Raw genomic sequence first — 18,136 nt, 5'->3', positions numbered from 1 at the left:
CCGGGCGGGTTGATACCGACGTTAATGTGTGATGTGGATCACGTCACCTTTCGCCACTTTTGCGTTTTCCGCCTAGGCAAACTGTGGAGTGCCTCTAAAAGCTCGACGTCGCGCCTGCACCTGGGAGGCCGAGGCCCGCCGCCGCCGAACCGTAGCCATTTTGTGATCTTCCCGTTATGTGACGCAAATCACAATCTGGGCGACTTCGGGCCGACAGGCGATTGCGGGGGAGCCGAAGATGTGTCGACGACTGGTGACTTTTGACACGGCGCGGCGGCCCTCTGCCCGTAGGGTGATTCGGTGACACTCTTGCTTGGTCCTGCCCTGCGTCACGTTTCTGACACCACGGCGCTCGTGTGGGTGCAAACCGAGAGCGCCGCGACTGTGCAGGTGCTCGGCTGCGCCGCGCAGACATTTGAGGTGCAGGGCCATCACTACGCCCTTGTCATCGTGACCGGACTGATGCCAGACACCGTCACCGAATATGACGTGAAGGTCGACGGAGAACTTGTCTGGCCACAGGAAGATTCGCCCTTTCCGCCGAGCGTCATCCGCACCCGCGGGCCGGCGTCGACTCACCGGCTACAGGCGATCTTCGGATCGTGCCGGTACCCCAGAACCGACGACGAGAAGATCGACTCCAAAGTAGGGCTCGATGCTCTGGACGCGTTCGCCGGCCGGATGGCCACGCGTCCGATCGACGAGTGGCCCGGGGCGCTCATCCTGCTCGGCGACCAGTTGTACGCCGACGAACTCACGCCGGAGGTGAGACGACGCCTAGCCGGCCGCCGCACACGTCTCAACCGCCGTGGAAAGCGGCCGCCCGACGAGGTGGTGAGCTTCGCCGAATACGAACGGCTGTACCGCCATTCGTGGGGTGACCCCGAGATCAGATGGCTGATGTCGACGGTTCCCACCGCAATGATCTTCGATGATCACGACATCAGGGACGACTGGAACACATCGGCGTCCTGGCGCGCCGACATGAAGCAGAAGCCGTGGTGGCGTGACCGGATCCGCGCCGGGCTGGCGTCCTACTGGGTTTATCAGCACCTGGGCAATATGAGTCCGGCTGAATTGGCCGCCGACGACGATTACCAGCGCCTGCTGGCGACAACGGGCGACACCTGGCCGCATCTCGTCGATTTGGCGGACCGGGCCGACGACGAGGTGGACTGCAACAAAGGCATCAGGTTCAGCTATCGATGGGATCTCGGCCGCAGCCGGCTCATCATGATCGACTCGCGCAACGGTCGGATTCTGGACTCCGGTGACCGCATGATGATCGGGCAGCGGGAGTTCGAGTGGCTTCAGACCCAGGCAGCCGACCGTCTGGACGAGTTGGACCACCTGATGCTGGCCTCGTCGGTGCCGTGGCTGATGCCGCCCGCCATCGGAGACCTGGAGGCGGTCAACGAGCGAAATGCCGACCGGCCCGGCCTACGTGGAATTGTTGCCGAAAAGGCGCGCAGAGCAATTGATTTCGAACACTGGCCGGCGTTCCACGAGTCTTTCGTACAGCTGGCGGAGATGGTCACCCGCGTCGCAAAACATCCCAACGGACCGGCGACGGTCAGTGTGCTGTCCGGCGACGTGCACCACAGCTATGCCGCGCGCGCCCAGTGGGCCGGTGATTCAGCTCTGCCGGCGGGCGCCACGGTGCATCAACTCGTGTGCTCGCCGGTGCACAACTACGTCCCCCTGTTCATCAAACCGGCGTTCAGACTGAGCTGGACCCGTCCCGCCGCCGCGCTCGCTGGATGGTGGGCACGTCGGCGCGGCGTCCCGGCGCTCCCGCTGTCCTGGGTGAACACCTGCGGGCCACTGTTCGGAAACACCATCGCCACGATTGAGGTGGACGGCCGCAGCGCCGAAGTGCTTTTCGAGCAGCCTCGCGGTGCGGATGCGCTGGACGAAGTGGCCCGTGTGCCGCTCAGCCGATCCACCTGAGCGGCGTACCGATCCGCTCTATGCGCAGCGGGCTCGGCGGTGCGTCCCCATCGCGTAATCGATGGCGGCGCTGACACAATGAGGCGCTTCCTGGAGGAGCATGTGCCCAGCGGTGGGCCGGTGCACATGGGTGGCGCCCGGGATTGCGGCCAGTAGGTCGTGTGCGTGGGAGGCCGGGGTCAACACGTCCGCTCCGCCGCTGACGATGACGGTCTTGGCGGTGATGGACGCGACCGTGTGGTACTGGTCGAAGTGCTTCAGGCTGGGCAGAAAGCCCGCTGCCGTCGTCAACCCCGTGGAAGAGACGGCGCCTGCGGCAACTGTGGCCAGGGCGTTCCGTTCGGCGCCGGCTCCGCCGGGATACCTGGTGATGGTTTCGCAAATTGGCCGTACGAGAGCCTTGATCGCCTTCTCCGCAGCGCCTCCTGGCATGTGGTGGACAAACTCGAACAGCATCCGGGTGGCGGGAGTGGCCAGCAAGCGGCCGATTCCTCGTTCGGCGATCCTGCCGGCCGCGGTGGCGATCAGGACGAGGCCTTGCGGTTCAACCGGGCGGTCGAGGGGAGGACGGCCGAGGTATGCCAGCGCCGCCATGCCGCCCATCGAGTGTCCGGCCAGGGTGACCGGGCCCTCGACGCGCAGAGCGGTGAGGACCTCGGCGAGGTCGGCAGCGAGGCGGTCGATTCGGTAGGTGCGCATCGAGGCGCCGGTCGAGCGGCCGTGGCCGCGGTGGTCGTAGGTGATGATTCGGGTGGTGTCACCCCACCGACGGACCGCCCGGCGGATCTGGACCGCCCAGCTCTCCTGCGTCAGGCAAAGACCGTGCAGCAGAACGAGAGTATGACTGCACGTGTCGGCCGAGCCGTAGTCGCGAACCGCCAGCCGTACCCCGTCACTCGTGGTGACCGCTTGCTCGACACAGTCGGCTCGCTTGACGTCCAACGACGTCGGTGGACGGTGCGCCGGAAATGCCAGCGATGAACTGGGCCGGACGAACATGAGCGTCAGCAGCTGACGTCGACGTAGACGGTCTTGTTGGTGACCGTGGTGACGAGGTCTTCGCCGGCTCCAGGCGCCCCGGAGTCGGTGCGCGAGAACGTGTGGCCGGGTCGCACACCGCCGAGTGTGCATTGATCTGCCGGCGCGGAGCCGATGCGATTCACCACGACCTCGAAGCCCTGCGCACGAAGCTCACTGACCGTGTCGTTGACCGATGGCGAGCCGGACGGGGCGGCGTTGCCGATTCCGGCCAGCCCCAGCGCCGACGAGGCCAGCGCTCCTGTCGCGAACGAGGTGACGAGGATTTTCTTCATTGAAGTACCTTTCGGGTTTGTAGTCATGGAGAAATGGTCGGCGATCGAGGACTGGTTCCGTAATCGCTGAAAAGCCAGAATTCGCTCCTGCATGGGAAGGGTTTACTGACCGCCAGGCAAGCACGCGAGCTCCTGACGTCCAGGCGGAGAACGATCTGTCACACCGTCTTCTCGCCGATGTCGCGGACCCGTAACTGGAACTCGAGGCGTGCTGCGGCAGTTCGCGCCGAGGTCACCGCTTGCTCGGGTGTTGTCCCAACGGCGCGCACGTATGCGATTCGCGAATCCGAGGACTCCAGGTTGCCGACGGTGCTGCCGGGCCCGACCAGTATTTCGACGTCCCTGACCCCGTCGGTTTGGCGGGCCTCGTGAGCTCCGCTGACGTCGACCACCACGCCGGTGGCCGGTGCGGCGACGAACCAGATCGCCGAGCAGCGGGCGGGCCGATTGTCGGCCAGCGCCGCGCGGATCTCGGGAAGTACCTTCTCGCCCATGGTCTGTCGCACGACGCAGTCGGCGAGGTCAACGCCGGTGGCATCGAGGGCCAGAGCCGGGATCTCGTCCCCGCCCATCCTGACGTGGGTCTCGATCACCCGTGGCCCAGTCTCACCGAGGACGATCTCGGTGTGGGTGGCGCCGAATGTCACGCCGAGGGCGTCGAGCACCCGTTCCACGAAATACTGAACCTCTTTCTGATCCTGGGAGGTGAGATCCGCGGGGGCCACGTGCCCGAGCTCGACGAAGTTCATCGGATCAGAGAACTTGCGGGTGATCGCGACAACCTGGTGCTCACCGCGCTCAGAGAACGCCTCGACGCTGAACTGCGGCCCTTCGTGGAACTCCTCGACCAGCACTCCCTCGTCCGGCAATCCTTCGAATCGGCCGCTGGCTCGCTCGAAGGCCGACGCGAGTGAGCTCTGGTCCCTGATCACTGCGACACCGGCGCTGCCGGCGCCTGCGACCGGCTTGACCACACAAGGGAAGCCGTGCAGGGCGACGAAATCGGTCAGGGCGGCCAGATCGTCGACCAGGTCGGAAGCCGTTGTGTCGACGCCGGTCTCGCGAAGCCGGACCCGCATGGCGTTCTTGTCGTGCACCAGTTCTACAGTGCGCGGTGAATGGGTGGCAATGCCGAGTGCTTGCCCGATCACCGCGCAGCGGTCCTGGTCGGTCTCACCGAAGGTGGCAATCCGGCTGAACGGATGCAGCTGGTGAGCGGCCAAGGCCAGTGCGACCCACTCTTCGTCCGGGGCATCGTCTCGCACCGCGATGACTCTGGTGTGCTCGGTCAGCTCGCGGAGCTTTGCGACGAACTGCAGGCGGCAGATCACCGAGGTCTCGGTGCCGGGGCGCGCCCGTCGAACTCGGGCGGGTAGATCGCGGCCACTGCCGACGACAAGAACGTGCTCTCTCATGATTTCACCTCGAGGTTTCGGTGGGTGGTGGAAATTTCCGACAGACCACGGCGAGCCGCCGTCCGCGAGATGAGGGCGGCGGCGCCGAAGGCTCCCGCCAGCGCCGGCCAGGCGATCAGGCCGCTCGGCATCAAGACAACGACCAGAAAGGTTGGGCCGATGACCTTCTGGCCGCTGAAGCCCAGGCTGAAGGCGCCCAGATAGCGCGCGCGGGCGGCTTCCGGTGACAGTTCCGCCGACAGCTCCCAGGCGGCGGCCTCCTGGATGTTCTCCGCGATCGAAAGCACCACGACCGCCACCAATATCGCCGCGATCGCCGCTGTCCCCGATGAGGCCTGAGCCATGGCGAAGAAACCGCAGCAGAGCGCCATCAACGCACCGGACAGCACCAGCAACCGGATCGCCGCGGCCGGACTGTCGGCGAATCGTGTGACGTAGACCTGAAGCAGCACCGTCAACACCGTATTGACCGCCATCAGAACGGGTACCAACGCAACCGGCACCGCGGTGTGCTCGATGACCCAGATCGGTAGCAGGACGATCAGCACGGTGTCGTGCAGTGACAGCACGCCATTGCCGACGGTGAAGACCATGAACCATCGGTCACGGAATGGGGATCGGACACTCGGGACGGCTGCGGTCGCCGCGGGCGCGGTTCGTTCGAGTACCGGGCCCGTCCGTGACAGCACGTGGCCCACCATGGCGGCGACCACGACGAAGGAAAGCCCATTCCCGACGAAGATGGCGATGAAGACGGCCGGCTCGGCGGCGGCGAAGGCCGCGCCGGCGAGAAGGAACCCGACGGTCAGGCCGATGTTGCGGACGGCGCGGATGGACGCCATCGTCCGAGTCCGGTCCTTGCCTCCGATCACCGTCGTCACAACGGCCTGCTGGATAGGGGAGCTCGACCGGTCCGCAGCGGTGAGGAGCACGGTGAGCACGAGGAAGCCGTTGAAGTCCGTGACGAACGCGAAGCACCCGTAGCCGAGACCGCGCACCAACAGCAGGGCTACGTAGAACCGTCCGGTGCCCAACCGGTCAGCAAGACGCCCCAGTGGCACCGGCGCCAGCAAGGCGACCGCTCCGGCAATGGTGGCCGCCAGGGCGACCTCGGTCGCGCCGATCCCGATGACACCGACGAAGTACAGCGCGAACGAGGCGAAGAACATCCCCGTGCCGAGCGAGTCGATGCCGGCGCCGATCGCCAGTGGGCGGCCGGCCGGATTGTTGGGGAGCAGCATCAGACCCAGCCGCCGGAGCGCACCTTTCACAGCGGAACCTCCTGCGGTGCGCGCTGAGTCGCTCGGATCAAGTCGGCTGACCGTCGCACATGGGTGGCGGTCGCCGCCTCGGGTGCGGGGCCGCGAAGATAGTTCCAGGCGTAGCGACGGGCGGCATTGACCAGCAGTTCCGTGGTGGCCGCGGGTCCACCCCTCGCCGCCTCCGCCACCAGCGAGGCGGCGATGAGCAGCCGGCCCATCCGGTCGACGAGCACCCATCCCGCTGCTGCCACGGTTGCGGGGTCGGCTCCGACCCATTCGTCGCGGGTGGTGTTCAGCGTGTGCAGACCGTCGTCGACCATCTGCCATGCCCCCGACAGCCGCCCCTCCGGTACGGTACCGAGCAGCTGCCGGCATCGGTCGGTGACGGCGTCGAAGTGGTTCTCGTGTGTGAGCAGAACGAGTCCCGCTTCGGTGAGCGTAAACCGGTCTGATGCATCTTCGGCCGTGAAAACATAAGCGGCGCAACTCTCGGCGGCCGTCTGTGCGGGGCCATGCGAAGCGCCCGGGAGACTCTGCCAGGCCCGGGCCGCCATCAGATCGACGCAGCGGTCGGCGGCCTCCTCGCGGCGGGCGACGGCGGCCGGGCTGTCGTCGTCGAACAATGCGGCGGCCGCGTCGGCCAGCTTGGTGACCCGCTCTTCGAGCCGTGTCAAGTTGTCGATGGCAGGCGGCGCGGTGGGCTCTGGGCGCCCCACATATTCGAGCCAGTGCCGGTAGGAAGGGTTGCGCCCGCGGACTATGTCGCGGAACGCATCGCGCAGTTGTGCCGTGACCGGGCCGCAGCCGGCGGTGCCCGTCGGACGGTCATCCACCGAAGCGACCGGGATGATCTCGGCCGCGGTCCCGGTGAGGAAGGCTTCGTCGGCGACGTAGAGCTCGCTGCGGGTCAGGCTCTGCTCCCGGACGGCGAGGCCCAGGTCTCGTGCCAGCGTGATGACCGTGTCGCGGGTGACGCCGGCCAGGATGTTATCGCTGATCGGCGGTGTGATCAGTACGTCGTCGCGGACCACGAAGATGTTGGCCGCGGACGCTTCGGACACGTGACCGGTCGGCGTGAGCATCAGGGCGTCGTCGTAACCCGCCCGGAGCGCGGCGACCTTGGCCAGCGCCGAGTTGACATATGCCCCGGTCGCTTTGGCCAACGGCGGGACCGAATGAATTCCGTTGCGTTGCCAGCTGCTGACGACGAGCCGGCAACCCTCCTGCTCCGCCTTCTCACCTAGATACGACCCCCACGGCCAGGCCGCGATGGCGACGCGGGCACTGTCCAGTGCGGGCGCGACACCCATCGCGCCGTAGCCGAGGTAGACGATCGGGCGTAGATACCCGGACTCCAGCCCAGTGCGTCGCAGCAGTTCCAGTGAAGCCTCGGTGAGCTCGTCGACTGTCCAGACGGGATCCACCAGGTAAACCCGCGCCGAGTCGTGCAGCCGTTTCAGATGGTCCCGCAATCGGAAGACGGCTGGACCATTCGCGGTCGGATAAGCCCGGATGCCTTCGTAGACGCCCCAGCCGTAGTGGAGGCTGGGAGTCAGCACGTGGACTTGTGCCTGGTCCCACGGGACGAACTCGCCGTCCATCCAGATGGTGTCGGTCGGCGTCAGTTTCACTGTGGCGCTCCTGAAGTCGCGGTGAGTGCAATGCGGGAAGGAACGGGCGTGGCAGGAGCTCCGACGAGGGTCAGCCGGCGTTCGATGCTCTGCGACTGGAGTTCGAGCACGTCGCGGTACGTGCCGGACTGGGCGCCCAGAAAAGCGAACCAGCCCCATCGGGGCCGTAGCTTGCAGCCCCGCGTGACCTTGGCCTCGTAGGCGCTCATTCCGTAGTGGATTCGACGTATCCCGTTTTCGAGGGCCCATCGAGCCGTCTCGTGATAATCGACCGCGAAGTAGCAGCCCCGCGCCTCCGGCAAGGTGCCACCGGTCCGGGCGAACAGCGCGTCGCGGGTGCGCAGATAGAGGGTGAAGCTGGCCATCCGGCCGTCGCGCTCGGCGCTGAACACGACGCAGCTCTCACCCAATTCGTCGCGGACGGCGTACAAGTCGCGGCGGACGCGATCTTCGCCGCCCGGCAGGCCGTACTTGGCCCGGTGGGCGACCTGCAGGTCCACCAAGTCCTCGGTGAACGCGTCGGGACCGGTGCGAACCACGGTGCGGAAACCGGCGTCCTGGTAGATTCGCAGCTCTTTTCGCGTTTGGTAGCGGCGACGCTTGCTGAGGGCCACCAGGTAGCCCTCCCAGCTTGTGGCGCCCAGCTCCAGCACGGCCTCGGCGCCGAGCAGGGTAGCCACATACCCGGCGCCAGAAGCGGACTCGTCGACGCCCGCGGCGTCCGGCTCGCCGACATACAGCAGGGCGATGCTGCGGCAGCCCAGTTCGGCGGCGGTCTTCAGTAGAAGGTCAGGGAGAGCAGCCATGACCGCGCTGCGCTGATCGACGGTACGGTCAGGTGCATGCGCGACGCCGTGGTGGTTACCGAAGGTGGCGAGCGCCAGGGACGGATACTGGTCCGCGCCGGGCAGGCTCACCGTCAACTCGTCCCAACGCTGCCGGCCGGACGGGTCGAGCAGCTCGGGCTCGGCCAAGGCGCCGGGCGTTCCCGCCAGTCTGGGCGGGTCGTAGAAGAGCAGGCCGCCAGGTCTCGGAGTGATCAACAGCATGGCGAGCGCGACGGACCGACCACTCTGGCGCACATCGAGATAACGCACCGTGTGTAGGTCGGTGTGGGCTGTGAACCGCCACCAACGCTCGTCCACCCAGATGGTGTCGGGCCCTGAGAGGCCGGGGTAGTCCCGCGCTGTCGGACGGACGTCCGGCGGCAGCAGATGGGCGGAGTAGGTCATCGCGCACCACTCAGGGATTCGGCGTGCTCCCAGGCGAACCCGGCGCTGACCGACGCTGCGGTCGAGTTCAGCTTCGCCTGCAGCGCGGCCGTGTCCGTATCGGTGACCACCCAGCTGGCGAGGAAGTCGGCGGATTTGCGCTGCGCGTAACGATCGTCGCTCCATTCGTCACCGACGAAGGTGTTCAGTGCGAAATCGACTGCACCGGAAGGGGACTCGGGCAGCTGAGACACCCGTCCCTTCCTGGGTGGCACACCGTAGAAGGCCGCGTGGGGAGCGGTGCGTACCCGCTCACGCACCGCCGGAAGGTCGGTCGGCAGGCCGCATTCCACCCGCGACGACAGTTCTCGCGGGTCGACGCCGAGGACATGACGCAGCATCGTCGGTATCGGGCCGCCGCCGATACGCGCGGCCACTTCGCAGAGCACGATCGTGCCCGTCACGGTGACGAAGAACTCGGCGTGCACGGCGATGGTGCGCGGCGAGGGTAGCGCGTTGACCAGCCGCCAGGTCTCGTCCACCAGTTCGTCTACGACGGGGTCGGCGGTGTCTACCGTCTGGGAGCCGAAGGCGGCATCGGTCCAATGCTCGAGGCAACCTTGGCCGGTATAGCGAGATGCGATGGCGGCGACCGGAATCCGGTCTACCCTGATTGCGTCGACGTGATGAAGCACGCCGTCGACGAACTGCTCGACCTGGTACGGTTCCGCCGATACGGCCTCGGCGAGGTCGGCCGCCTGCGCCGGGGTGTCGAGCACATACACCCCGCTGGAGCCCGAGCCGGCTCGGGGCTTGACCACGCTCCGTCCGGGATGACGCGCCATGAAGTCTGCAATGTCACCGACGCAGGCCACCGGTGCGAACTCCGGCACCCGGATCCCCCCCGCGCGTGCGTACTTCTTCATGATGACTTTGTCGCGGTAGGCCGTCGCGGCGAAACTGTCGAGTCCCGGCAAGCCGAATTCGTGACGCAACCGCGCGGCGCGTACCACATCGACCTCGGCCAGTGCCAGGACCGCCCGCGGTGCGTGCCGCCGGGCAGCGTCTCTGGCGGCGCTGAGTACGGCGTCGTCGTCGGAGTAGTCAGCAACGGTGAGGACCTCGGCGAATCCCTCGCCGAGCGTCACGCCATCCGCGGTGACCGCGACCAGTTGACCCTTGTCCTCCGAAAGCCATTGCGCGAACGGCAGGCCGGCCTGGCGGGGGCTGATCAATACGAGAATCACGACGCCATCTCCTCATGTGTGACGACTGCTGCACTGGGGCCGGGGAGACCGAGTTTTGTCGCGAGCATCGAAAGGAGTTCAGCGGTTCGGACATCCAGCGGGATGCCGCGGAGGCGCCGCTGAGACTCGTGGGCGCGTTGCGGGTCGCCCGGAGCCAGGACCGGCTGACGGCGGTCTGCGGGTCCGGCCGAGCGCACGGCGCCCAGCAAGCCGGCCAGGCCGGCGCCGAAGTCCCGTTGCCCACTGAAGGCGTGGGGATCCAACGCGAGGAGAAGATGGCCGACCTCGCGTCCCTGCCCGGGCTTGCCCTCGCCGACCTGAGACAGCTGCCAGTCCAACGGTGACCCGGTGAGCACACCCGCGAGCAGCGTGACCGCCATGCCGAGGCCCTGTCCCTTGTATCCACCGAGCGGCGACAGCGCGTACGCGTCGTCGGCATCGGTCGTCGGTCGGCCGCCGTCGTCGGTGACCCAGCCGCGGTCCAGCGGCCGCTGCTGCGCCCGGCGAAGTTTGACCTCGCCGAAGCAGACCTGGCTGGTGGCCATGTCGAGGGCGAACTCGTCGGCTCCATGGTCCGGGTCGCCCGCGGCGACGCTGATGGGGTTGGTGCCGAACAGTGGCTCGACACCGCCGTACGGCGCCACCCGGGATGCGGCCGAGGTCACCGCAATGCCGACCAGCCCGGCGCGGGCGAGTCGCCGGGTGTAGACCGATGCCGCGCCGAAATGGTTGGAGTTGCGGACCCCGACCGCTGCCACGCCGAACTGTCGTGCGCGCTCCGCAGCGCTCCGCGCGGCAGCCAGGCCTGCGAGCACACCGAGCGCGCCGTCGGCGTCGATCAGGAGGCCCGCACCCCGGTCCTTGAGCACGCGGATCCGGGCTTCCGGTCGGGCCACGCCCGTCGCCAGTTCGTCCAAGTACTGTGGGAGCAGCCGCAATCCGTGGGTGTCGATGCCGCGGAGGGAGGTCTCCACGAGTGCGTCAGCCACGTCACCGGCGTGCCCGGTAGGCAGTCCGGCTTCGGTGAGCGCGATCCGAGTGAGGGAACGTGCCGCTTCTTCTGAGATCACCGGATCTACTTGCGGCTTGGACGAAGTCATGAGAGAAATCGTCGCGGGCACGGACCGAATCCGTAATCGTCGGAAAGCCAGATTCCACCGCTGAAGGGGAAGAGTTTCCTATCCCTCGGGTAAGTGCGAGGAAATCGGCCCGTCGGGGGCGGTGTCCCCGTCGTCGGGTATGAGGTAGCGCTGGGGGTGGTGGTAGTTGTTGATCCGGGTTTGTCCGGTGTCCAGTTGTGGGGGTGGGAGCCATTCGGTGCGGCCGTCGTTGCGTTTGCGGGTGTTCCAGCCGCCGGGTTTGACGCGGCGGTTGTCCGGGCCGCAGGCCAGGGTGAGGTCGGTGATGTTGGTTTGGCCGCCCTGGCCCCAGTCGGCGGTGGCGTGGTGGACCTGGGAGTGGTAGGCGGGGGCGGTGCAGCCGGGGAAGGTGCAGCCGCGGTCCTTGCTGTAGAGCACGATCCGTTGAGCCTTCGACGCCAGGCGCCGGGCCCGGCCCAGATACAGCGGCTCTTCGGTGTGGTGGTCGAACACCGCCAGATAGTGGTGGGCGGCGCCGGCTTGGCGGATCACCTCTGACATCGGCAGCAGGCTGCCCCCGCCGGTGACCGCGTGCCCGGCCGCTGATTGCAGCTCTTGGAGGGTGGTGGAGATGACCAGGGTGACCGGCAGCCCGTGGTGGCTGCCCAGCTGCCGCGAGGCCAGCAGCGCCCGGCCCATCGCGGTCAGCGCGTCGTGGTTGCGTTGGCCTTGGGTGCGGGTGTCGCCCTGGGTGGCCTCGATTGAGGGGGCCCCGTCCACACAGGGGGTGTCGTCGTCGGGGTGGCACATGCCGGGGGCGCCCAGTTTGGCGATCACCGCATCCAGCACGGCGCGGCCCTGCGGGTCCAGGCGGCCGCGGACCTCGCTCATCCCGTCGGGCTGCTGCGGGCCCAGGTGCAGGTAGCGGCGCCGGGCCCGGTCGGCGTCGGACAGTGTGCCGTCCTGATCCAGCAGTGCCGCCAGCCGGTCGGCGGCCGCGCGGAGTTCGTCGGGGTTGACCTCGGCGGCGATGTCGGCCAGCTGCGCTTCGGCCAGGCCCCGGGTTTCGGGGTCGACGAAGCACGGCAGCGTGGTGAAGAACTTGCGAATCTTTTTGACGTGTTCGGCGCCGATGCGGCCCTGCTGCTGGGCGGCGGCCGTGGCCGGCAGCACCGGAGCCAACACCTCACCGGTCAGGGTGTGCCGCGGCGCCAGATCCCGGGCCAGCCGGACCCGACCGGCGGCCTCGTCCTTGGTGATCCGCAACAACGTGGCCAGCGCGGCCGCGGGCGTCGGCGCCCCCAACTCGGCGACCGGGGCCGCGGCCAGCGCCGCCACCAGCCGATGCCCCAGGGCGGCTTGGCGGCGGACCAGGGTCTCCCACTGATACGTCAGGGCCAGCTGATCGGCGGTGCTGAGCATCTCCAGCGGCTCGGCCAACAACGCATCCAGCTCGGCGCTCATCGCCGCGATCCGCTTGGCCACCACCCCCAACCCCATACTTCGAACACTAGTTCGATCCACCGACAAGTTCAGTCCCAGTACATGAAATGGTGCAGCCCGATCCCGGGCATCTCGAATGCCGCACCCGCGCTGTGAAATCCGTACTTGCGGTAGAAATCGGCCGCAGAGGTGCGGGCGTTGCACCAGACCACCTCTGCGCCGGCGAGTACGGCGTGCGTGATGGCGGTGCGCAGCAGGGCGCTGCCCTGACCGGTGCCACGGATGTCGTCGATGGTGGCCATGCCGCGCAGTCGCCAGGCCCGGCCCGGTTTCATTCCGGGGAGGGCGAATTCGGGAGGCGGATCCTCGTGATACACCGAGGCCGCGCCGACCGGACGCCCCTCGTGCAGCGCGGCGAAGTGCCGGGCGCCGGGTCGATCGTCCTCGGGGTAGGAGCAGAGCTGCGCAGGCTGTCCGGGGCGCAGGACCTGCTGGCGGATCGGCCACACTTCGGCAGCGGGGACCGGTCGCACGCGCCAGCCCAGCGCCGTTGAATCTGGCACGTAACCGGACCCCGGCCGGTCCGGCACCGTGATCGCGCCGCGGCCGTCGAGCGTCAGCCCGTGTCCGGTGTCCACCGCCAACAGGTCGACGACGTCGACGTCGAGGTAGTCGGCCAGGGTGCCAAGATGAGCGGTGCCGGACACCCCGGCGGCGGATTCGGGCATGCATCCGAGCATCGTGATCAGCCCACGCGCCCGAGCCGCGCGCAGCAGCGACAGCGATGGTGTTATCCCGCCGGCCTTCATCGGCTTGACGTTGATGCCGTGGAACGCTTCGGTGCAGGCGTCGAGGTCGCCAGGCGAGGTGATGCTCTCATCGGCAATCACCGGGATTGGAGTGCGGTACTTCAGGATTCGGGCGTCCTCCCAGGCCGCACGGGGAAAGGGCTGCTCGATGAGCGAAACCCCCAGAGCGGCCATCTCTTCCAGCGCGGGCAGCACCTGACACAGCTTCCACCCGCAGTTGCCGTCGACGTAGAACGGCGCGTCGGTATGACGACGGAGTTGGCGCAGCACAGTCAGGTCGCCGGGGTCGGCGAGCTTGACCTTGTACGCCGACCATCCAAGTCGCTCGCGGAGCTTGCCCACCATCGCCGACGGCTCGTCGAGACCGATGCTGAAGCTCGACCGAAGGCCATCAGGGGGGGCCAGACCCAGGGCCTTCCACAGCGGCAGGCCGAGCATTCTCGCTCGCAGATCGTGCACGGCGGCATCGATGGCAGCGAGCGCAAATGGCGACTCCCGCAGTTCCGTGGCGAGTGCCTCCCATACGTCAAATGGGTTGTCCGGGACAAGTTGTGACAACAACGGGGCAACCCGGCGGAGGTCACCGTGCAGTTGGTCCAGACTCGAGTTGTAGTGGTCGGTCATGAACGCCGACGCCTCACCGAAACCGGTCACGCCATCCTGCTCCACCTCGACGATCAGGGCGTGCTGAACCGGGATCGCCTCCCTGGTCGAGCGCCAGAGATGACGCTGAGTCAAGCTGATCTCATAGGTAGCGGCCTTCACGGGTCGGCCACTTCGAGGTCCGGGGCGAAGAATTCGCGGTCACGCGCGCCGTACGGGCGAAGGTCGTCCCACCACTGGGCGTGCGGATCATAGACAGCGAAGAACGGCCTGCCGACCATGTCGGGCCGGCGCGCCTGCAGCATCCGCAGTGCGAACGCGGGCCCATGGTCCAGTTCGACCACTCCGTCGATGGCGACCTTGCCGGGCGTCGCGGACATCACCGGACCCCTGGCGGTCCGCCCGAGACCGGAAACCCGTTGCAGGGCGTCGCGGTAGATATCGGCGGCCCTGGCGAGCGGCAAGCCGTAGTACCGGCGTGCCCCGGTGTCCCGTTCGACGAACATGTAATACGGCACGACGCCGTTGCGAACCTCGTTCTGCCACAGCTCCGCCCACGTTTGCGGGTCGTCGTTGACATGCCGCACCACCGGGGCCTGAGCCCGTAACACCGCACCGGTCGATGCGAGCCTCGACAGTGCCGCCCTGACGGCGTCGGTTTTCAACTCCGCCGGGTGCGACAGGTGCAGCATCATCGCTACGTGCTTGCCCGCGGCGGTCAGCCGCTCGAGCAAATCGAGCAGGCTGTCGGCCTCTGGTCCCGCCAGCAGCCGGTACGGCCAGAACGAGAGGGCCTTGGTTCCGATCCGAATCGTCTCGACGTGCTCCCGGCCCGGCTCGAGCAGCGGCTCGAGGTAACTGGCCAGGAGATCGGTCCGCATGACCAGGGGGTCGCCGCCTGTCAGCAGGACGTCGGTGACCTCCGGGTGCCGGCCGAGGTAATCGGTCATCGTCTCCGGCCCCGGCACCGCCTGCTTCAGCTCGGGCCGCTCCACGAATTGCGCCCAGCGGAAGCAGTATCCGCAGTAGCTGTGGCAGGTCTGCCCCTGACGCGGAAACACCAGAAGCGTCTCCGGATACTTGTGCTGCAGGCCCCAGGCATCGAGGTCCCCGTCCTGCGGAACGTTCTGGCTCAGCTGGTTGCTGGGGTGGGGGTTCAGCGCGTACTGCACCTTGGTGACGGCCTGCCGGAGGCCCTCCTTGTCGCCCGCCAGCACGGCCTCCTCGACCAAGTCGAAGTGCTCGCTCTCGAGCATGTCGCGGTGGGGGAAGGTCAGCCGGTAGATCGGATCGTCGGGCGCCTTGTCCCAATCGATCAGCTCGTCGACCACGTAGCTGCTGGCTTTGAAGGGCAGAACAGCCGACACCACGCGCGCATCGTGGGCGAGATCGGTGTCACCGGTGCGCTCGGCGATGAGTCGGCAGAGCCGGTCACCGCTGATCGACCGGGGGGCAAGCGCCGCGTGCCTGTCCGCGGAGAGCACGGTCATGGCTTCACCACCGCGAGTCCCCAGTCGAAGTCGACTTCGTCCAGCACGTCCATGTCAGACATCAGTGAATGCAGGCCGCTGTAGTCGCGGACCAGGCGTGAACCTGCCCGGTCTGCCTGGACTTCGGCGATCATCCGGTCGGCGCCGGGCACATTTTCGGTATGGAGAATGGCTGTCCAGGTGGCGTAGTCGGTCGCGACGAAGGCGTTCAGCCCTGCCACCAGCATGGTGCGGAAGAAGCGGCGCATCCCGGGATCCAGCACGTCATAGACGAGCTTCGCCATCTCGTCGGAGATCGACGCGTGGCAGTACTCGTCGCGGTTGTGGAGCCGGGCCGTCGTGGAATTGACGACCTGAATCTCAGGATCGTCCGCCAGCAGATCGAGGTACGCGTTGATCGAGATCTCGGAGACAGTCGCGAAGGCCAACGTGGTCAGGCTGCGCTGCCATCGTTCGGTGCACTGCGCGCGCAGCCGTTGATGCGTTCTCGCCGTGTGTGATTCGGGCAGCACACTGTCAGGGAATCCGTACTCGCGCCTGCGCCTGGTCAACGCGCTGGCGGAGATGTGCATCAGGCTGTGGTACTGCTCGTCGACCATGGCCTGGGCGAGGGCGATGTCCATGTCGTGACCGCCGAGGCCGGGGAACTCACCCTCCATCACGAGCGCGAAGGCCGGGTTGGCGAGGCGCTGCTCGGCCAGCACTGTGTGCCGGTTGTAGGCGATCCATGCCCAGCTCAGCAGCCGCGAGCGCAGCTCGTCCGGCAGTCCCTGCCAGGTGGGGTGGTCACGGAACGGGACGATCCTTTCGGGGTAGTCGGGTCGGCCGGCCTCGAACAGCGCGTCGATGTCCGGCTCATCGCGCTTGACTGTCGCGCGCCGGTGCCAATTTCCGGCAAGGCGACTGATGATCGCGCTCTCGGCGGTGTCGATCGGATCGAACGACGGCAGTCCGGGCAGGTGCACGAGGCCGTCGGTGTCCGTGCGCGACGCAAGCTCGTCGATGCTCATGCCCGCCTCCGGTCGGTGCTCCAGAACCGGGTGAGGTGGCGAGAGCGGTCGGCGTATTCCGACCGCGCGTGGAGCATGCGCTGGTTGTCCCAGATCAGCAGCGAGCCATCCGGGATCAGCACGCTGGTGCGTCGCTCGCGGAACACGTCGCTGACGCGGTGCGCCAGCCTGCGACCGGCCTCGCCGAGCGGCAGCTCCGAATGACCGACGTCGGCGCCCAGCGATGGGTCGTAGTCGGCCGTCGTGAGCAGGTTGTAGCTGAAGCGCGCGACGGTATTGCCGCTGGTGTCGGTGCTCAGCATCGTGCTTCGAATGCCGCCGTCCGGCCCCGGAAAGTGAAGCTCGGCCGCGGTCATCAGGGCCATCTCGTCGGTATCGAGTACCCCGACCAATCTCCGAGCGTCGAGCAGATCGGTGTGGCCGCCGCCGCAGCGCGCCTGGCGGTGGCAGAACAGTGCCAGGTAAGCGGGACTGGGATGCCAGCCGGGTGCCTCGGTGTGGGCCAGGATCGTGTTCGCGCTTTGCGAGTATGACCGGTCGTCATTTCCGGGGCGGTAGGTCACGTCGTGGGTGAGGTGACCGTTGTATTGCGGAATCAGTTCGCCTACCGAGCGAACGAGTTCTTCGGCTGCGGCCTGGCTGTCGACATCGTTGATGACGACGTAGCCCCACTGGTCGAGTCGTCGACGGTCCGCGTGGCCGAGGGTCCTTGGCCACGCCTGGACGGGACCGGGCGTAATGGTGCGGTGATACCGACCGAAGCCAACCGCCGCATCCTCGGTCTGCTCATGCGGTACCGGGCCGAAGATCACCTCGGCGAGGCCCGACGCCTGCCAGATGGCCTGCCGGTGTTCAGTGTTGGAAGTCATGGGGAAATGGTCGCGGTCGACCGGTGATCCCCGTAATCGCTGCAGAGCCAGATTCGACTTCTCCGGCGGAAGACTTTCCTATCCTCCGGGTAAGCCAGTTCGGCTCGCTCTACCGTCTGGTTTTCGACTACCTGAGCGACGACAGCAGATGAGAATGGGTGCGACAGGAGGTCTGTATGTCTTCCCACTTGGAGATCTGGAAACCGGCGGGACGGGAGCTGTTCGAACTGACCGGCCAGCGAGTGACGGTCGGCAACGATTCGACCAATCTCATATCGCTCAGTCATGACGCGACCGTCTCGCGCCTGCATGCCGTCTTGGAAAACCTCGGGTCCGTCTGGTCGATACGGGATGTCGGCAGTCGCAATGGCACCTATCTCAACGGAGAAAAGATCTCCGCCGAACGGGTCTTGCGGTCCGGGGACGAGTTGCGCATGGGCAGTTCACGGTTGGTCTTTCGGGAAGTGAGGCAAACTGGCCGCGACGTGACGGAAACGGTCGAACCCGGCCAGCTGCCGCCGCGGCTGACCCCGCGCGAGCTGGAGGTGTTGGTAGTCCTGTGTCGCCCCTTGGTCTCGGGCGACCCGTTTCCCGAGCTGTCATCGGTCCGCCAGATGGCGCACGAGCTCTTCGTCACCGAGGCGGCCATCAAACAGCATCTCCAACACCTGTACGACAAGTTCGCTGTGCCCGCGGAAGGAGAGCGCCGGATCCGTCTGGCCAATGAGGCCATCAGACGCGGGGCAGTCACTCTCGCCATGCTGCGCGACGGCGGTAAGCGCGACGGATGACGCGCGGCCGCGG

General features: G+C 67.1%; 15 protein-coding genes. 2 read left to right on the top strand and 13 right to left on the bottom strand.

Features of this window, described 5'->3' with window-relative positions; genetic code table 11:
* Positions 1–300: 300 nt before the first annotated feature.
* The gene (locus ACVWWN_RS37375) at positions 301–1,950 is read left to right on the top strand and encodes an alkaline phosphatase D family protein (protein ID WP_457148360.1); all 1,650 of its coding nucleotides are present in this window, start codon (positions 301–303) and stop codon (positions 1,948–1,950) included.
* A gap of 18 nt (positions 1,951–1,968) precedes the next feature.
* On the opposite strand, the gene ACVWWN_RS37370 is transcribed toward ACVWWN_RS37375, so the two are convergent.
* The 13 genes from ACVWWN_RS37370 to ACVWWN_RS37310 all read right to left on the bottom strand — a co-directional run bounded on the left by ACVWWN_RS37370 (position 1,969) and on the right by ACVWWN_RS37310 (position 17,332).
* Complete coding sequence (locus ACVWWN_RS37370) at positions 1,969–2,949, bottom strand: alpha/beta fold hydrolase (RefSeq protein WP_457148359.1); 981 nt, start codon at positions 2,947–2,949, stop codon at positions 1,969–1,971.
* A 5-nt stretch (positions 2,950–2,954) separates the two neighbouring features.
* Entirely contained in the window at positions 2,955–3,263 is a 309-nt protein-coding gene (locus ACVWWN_RS37365; RefSeq protein ID WP_457148358.1) for a hypothetical protein, read from the bottom strand.
* Positions 3,264–3,421: 158 nt separating this feature from the next.
* Positions 3,422–4,678 carry an ATP-grasp domain-containing protein gene (locus ACVWWN_RS37360; RefSeq protein WP_457148357.1) on the bottom strand — a complete coding sequence of 419 codons (1,257 nt, stop codon included), beginning with the start codon at positions 4,676–4,678 and terminating at the stop codon, positions 3,422–3,424.
* Entirely contained in the window at positions 4,675–5,949 is a 1,275-nt protein-coding gene (locus ACVWWN_RS37355) for an MFS transporter (protein ID WP_457148356.1), read from the bottom strand. Before ACVWWN_RS37355 ends, ACVWWN_RS37360 begins: the two co-directional genes overlap by 4 nt.
* The gene (locus ACVWWN_RS37350; protein WP_457148355.1) at positions 5,946–7,571 is read right to left on the bottom strand and encodes a branched-chain amino acid transaminase; all 1,626 of its coding nucleotides are present in this window, start codon (positions 7,569–7,571) and stop codon (positions 5,946–5,948) included. The genes ACVWWN_RS37355 and ACVWWN_RS37350 overlap by 4 nt, the downstream gene beginning before the upstream one ends.
* Positions 7,568–8,803, bottom strand: coding sequence for a GNAT family N-acetyltransferase (locus tag ACVWWN_RS37345; RefSeq protein ID WP_457148354.1), 1,236 nt, complete (start codon positions 8,801–8,803; stop codon positions 7,568–7,570). The genes ACVWWN_RS37350 and ACVWWN_RS37345 overlap by 4 nt, the downstream gene beginning before the upstream one ends.
* Positions 8,800–10,029: an ATP-grasp domain-containing protein gene (locus ACVWWN_RS37340; protein ID WP_457148353.1), complete on the bottom strand. Its 1,230-nt coding sequence runs from the start codon at positions 10,027–10,029 to the stop codon at positions 8,800–8,802. The genes ACVWWN_RS37345 and ACVWWN_RS37340 overlap by 4 nt, the downstream gene beginning before the upstream one ends.
* A complete protein-coding gene (locus tag ACVWWN_RS37335) occupies positions 10,026–11,129 on the bottom strand; it encodes an Ldh family oxidoreductase (RefSeq protein ID WP_457148352.1) in 1,104 nt (367 codons plus the stop codon). Before ACVWWN_RS37335 ends, ACVWWN_RS37340 begins: the two co-directional genes overlap by 4 nt.
* A gap of 78 nt (positions 11,130–11,207) precedes the next feature.
* Positions 11,208–12,608 (bottom strand): HNH endonuclease signature motif containing protein, encoded by a 1,401-nt coding sequence (locus ACVWWN_RS37330; RefSeq protein WP_457148351.1) that lies wholly within the window; start codon positions 12,606–12,608, stop codon positions 11,208–11,210.
* A 32-nt stretch (positions 12,609–12,640) separates the two neighbouring features.
* Positions 12,641–14,098, bottom strand: a complete 1,458-nt coding sequence (locus tag ACVWWN_RS37325) for a GNAT family N-acetyltransferase (protein WP_457148350.1) — start codon at positions 14,096–14,098, stop codon at positions 12,641–12,643.
* A gap of 23 nt (positions 14,099–14,121) precedes the next feature.
* Positions 14,122–15,453 (bottom strand): KamA family radical SAM protein, encoded by a 1,332-nt coding sequence (locus ACVWWN_RS37320; protein ID WP_457148349.1) that lies wholly within the window; start codon positions 15,451–15,453, stop codon positions 14,122–14,124.
* Positions 15,450–16,463, bottom strand: a complete 1,014-nt coding sequence (locus ACVWWN_RS37315; RefSeq protein WP_457148348.1) for an AurF N-oxygenase family protein — start codon at positions 16,461–16,463, stop codon at positions 15,450–15,452. The genes ACVWWN_RS37320 and ACVWWN_RS37315 overlap by 4 nt, the downstream gene beginning before the upstream one ends.
* Complete coding sequence (locus ACVWWN_RS37310; protein WP_457148347.1) at positions 16,460–17,332, bottom strand: TauD/TfdA family dioxygenase; 873 nt, start codon at positions 17,330–17,332, stop codon at positions 16,460–16,462. Before ACVWWN_RS37310 ends, ACVWWN_RS37315 begins: the two co-directional genes overlap by 4 nt.
* Positions 17,333–17,508: 176 nt before the next feature.
* Between ACVWWN_RS37310 and ACVWWN_RS37305 the strand changes: the two genes are divergently transcribed.
* A complete protein-coding gene (locus tag ACVWWN_RS37305; protein ID WP_457148346.1) occupies positions 17,509–18,123 on the top strand; it encodes an FHA domain-containing protein in 615 nt (204 codons plus the stop codon).
* Positions 18,124–18,136 lie beyond the last annotated feature (13 nt).

Source organism: Mycobacterium sp. URHB0021 (genome assembly GCF_054057895.1).
Note: the sequence above shows the minus strand (reverse complement) of the source record. Positions and strands in the feature narration are given on the sequence as shown.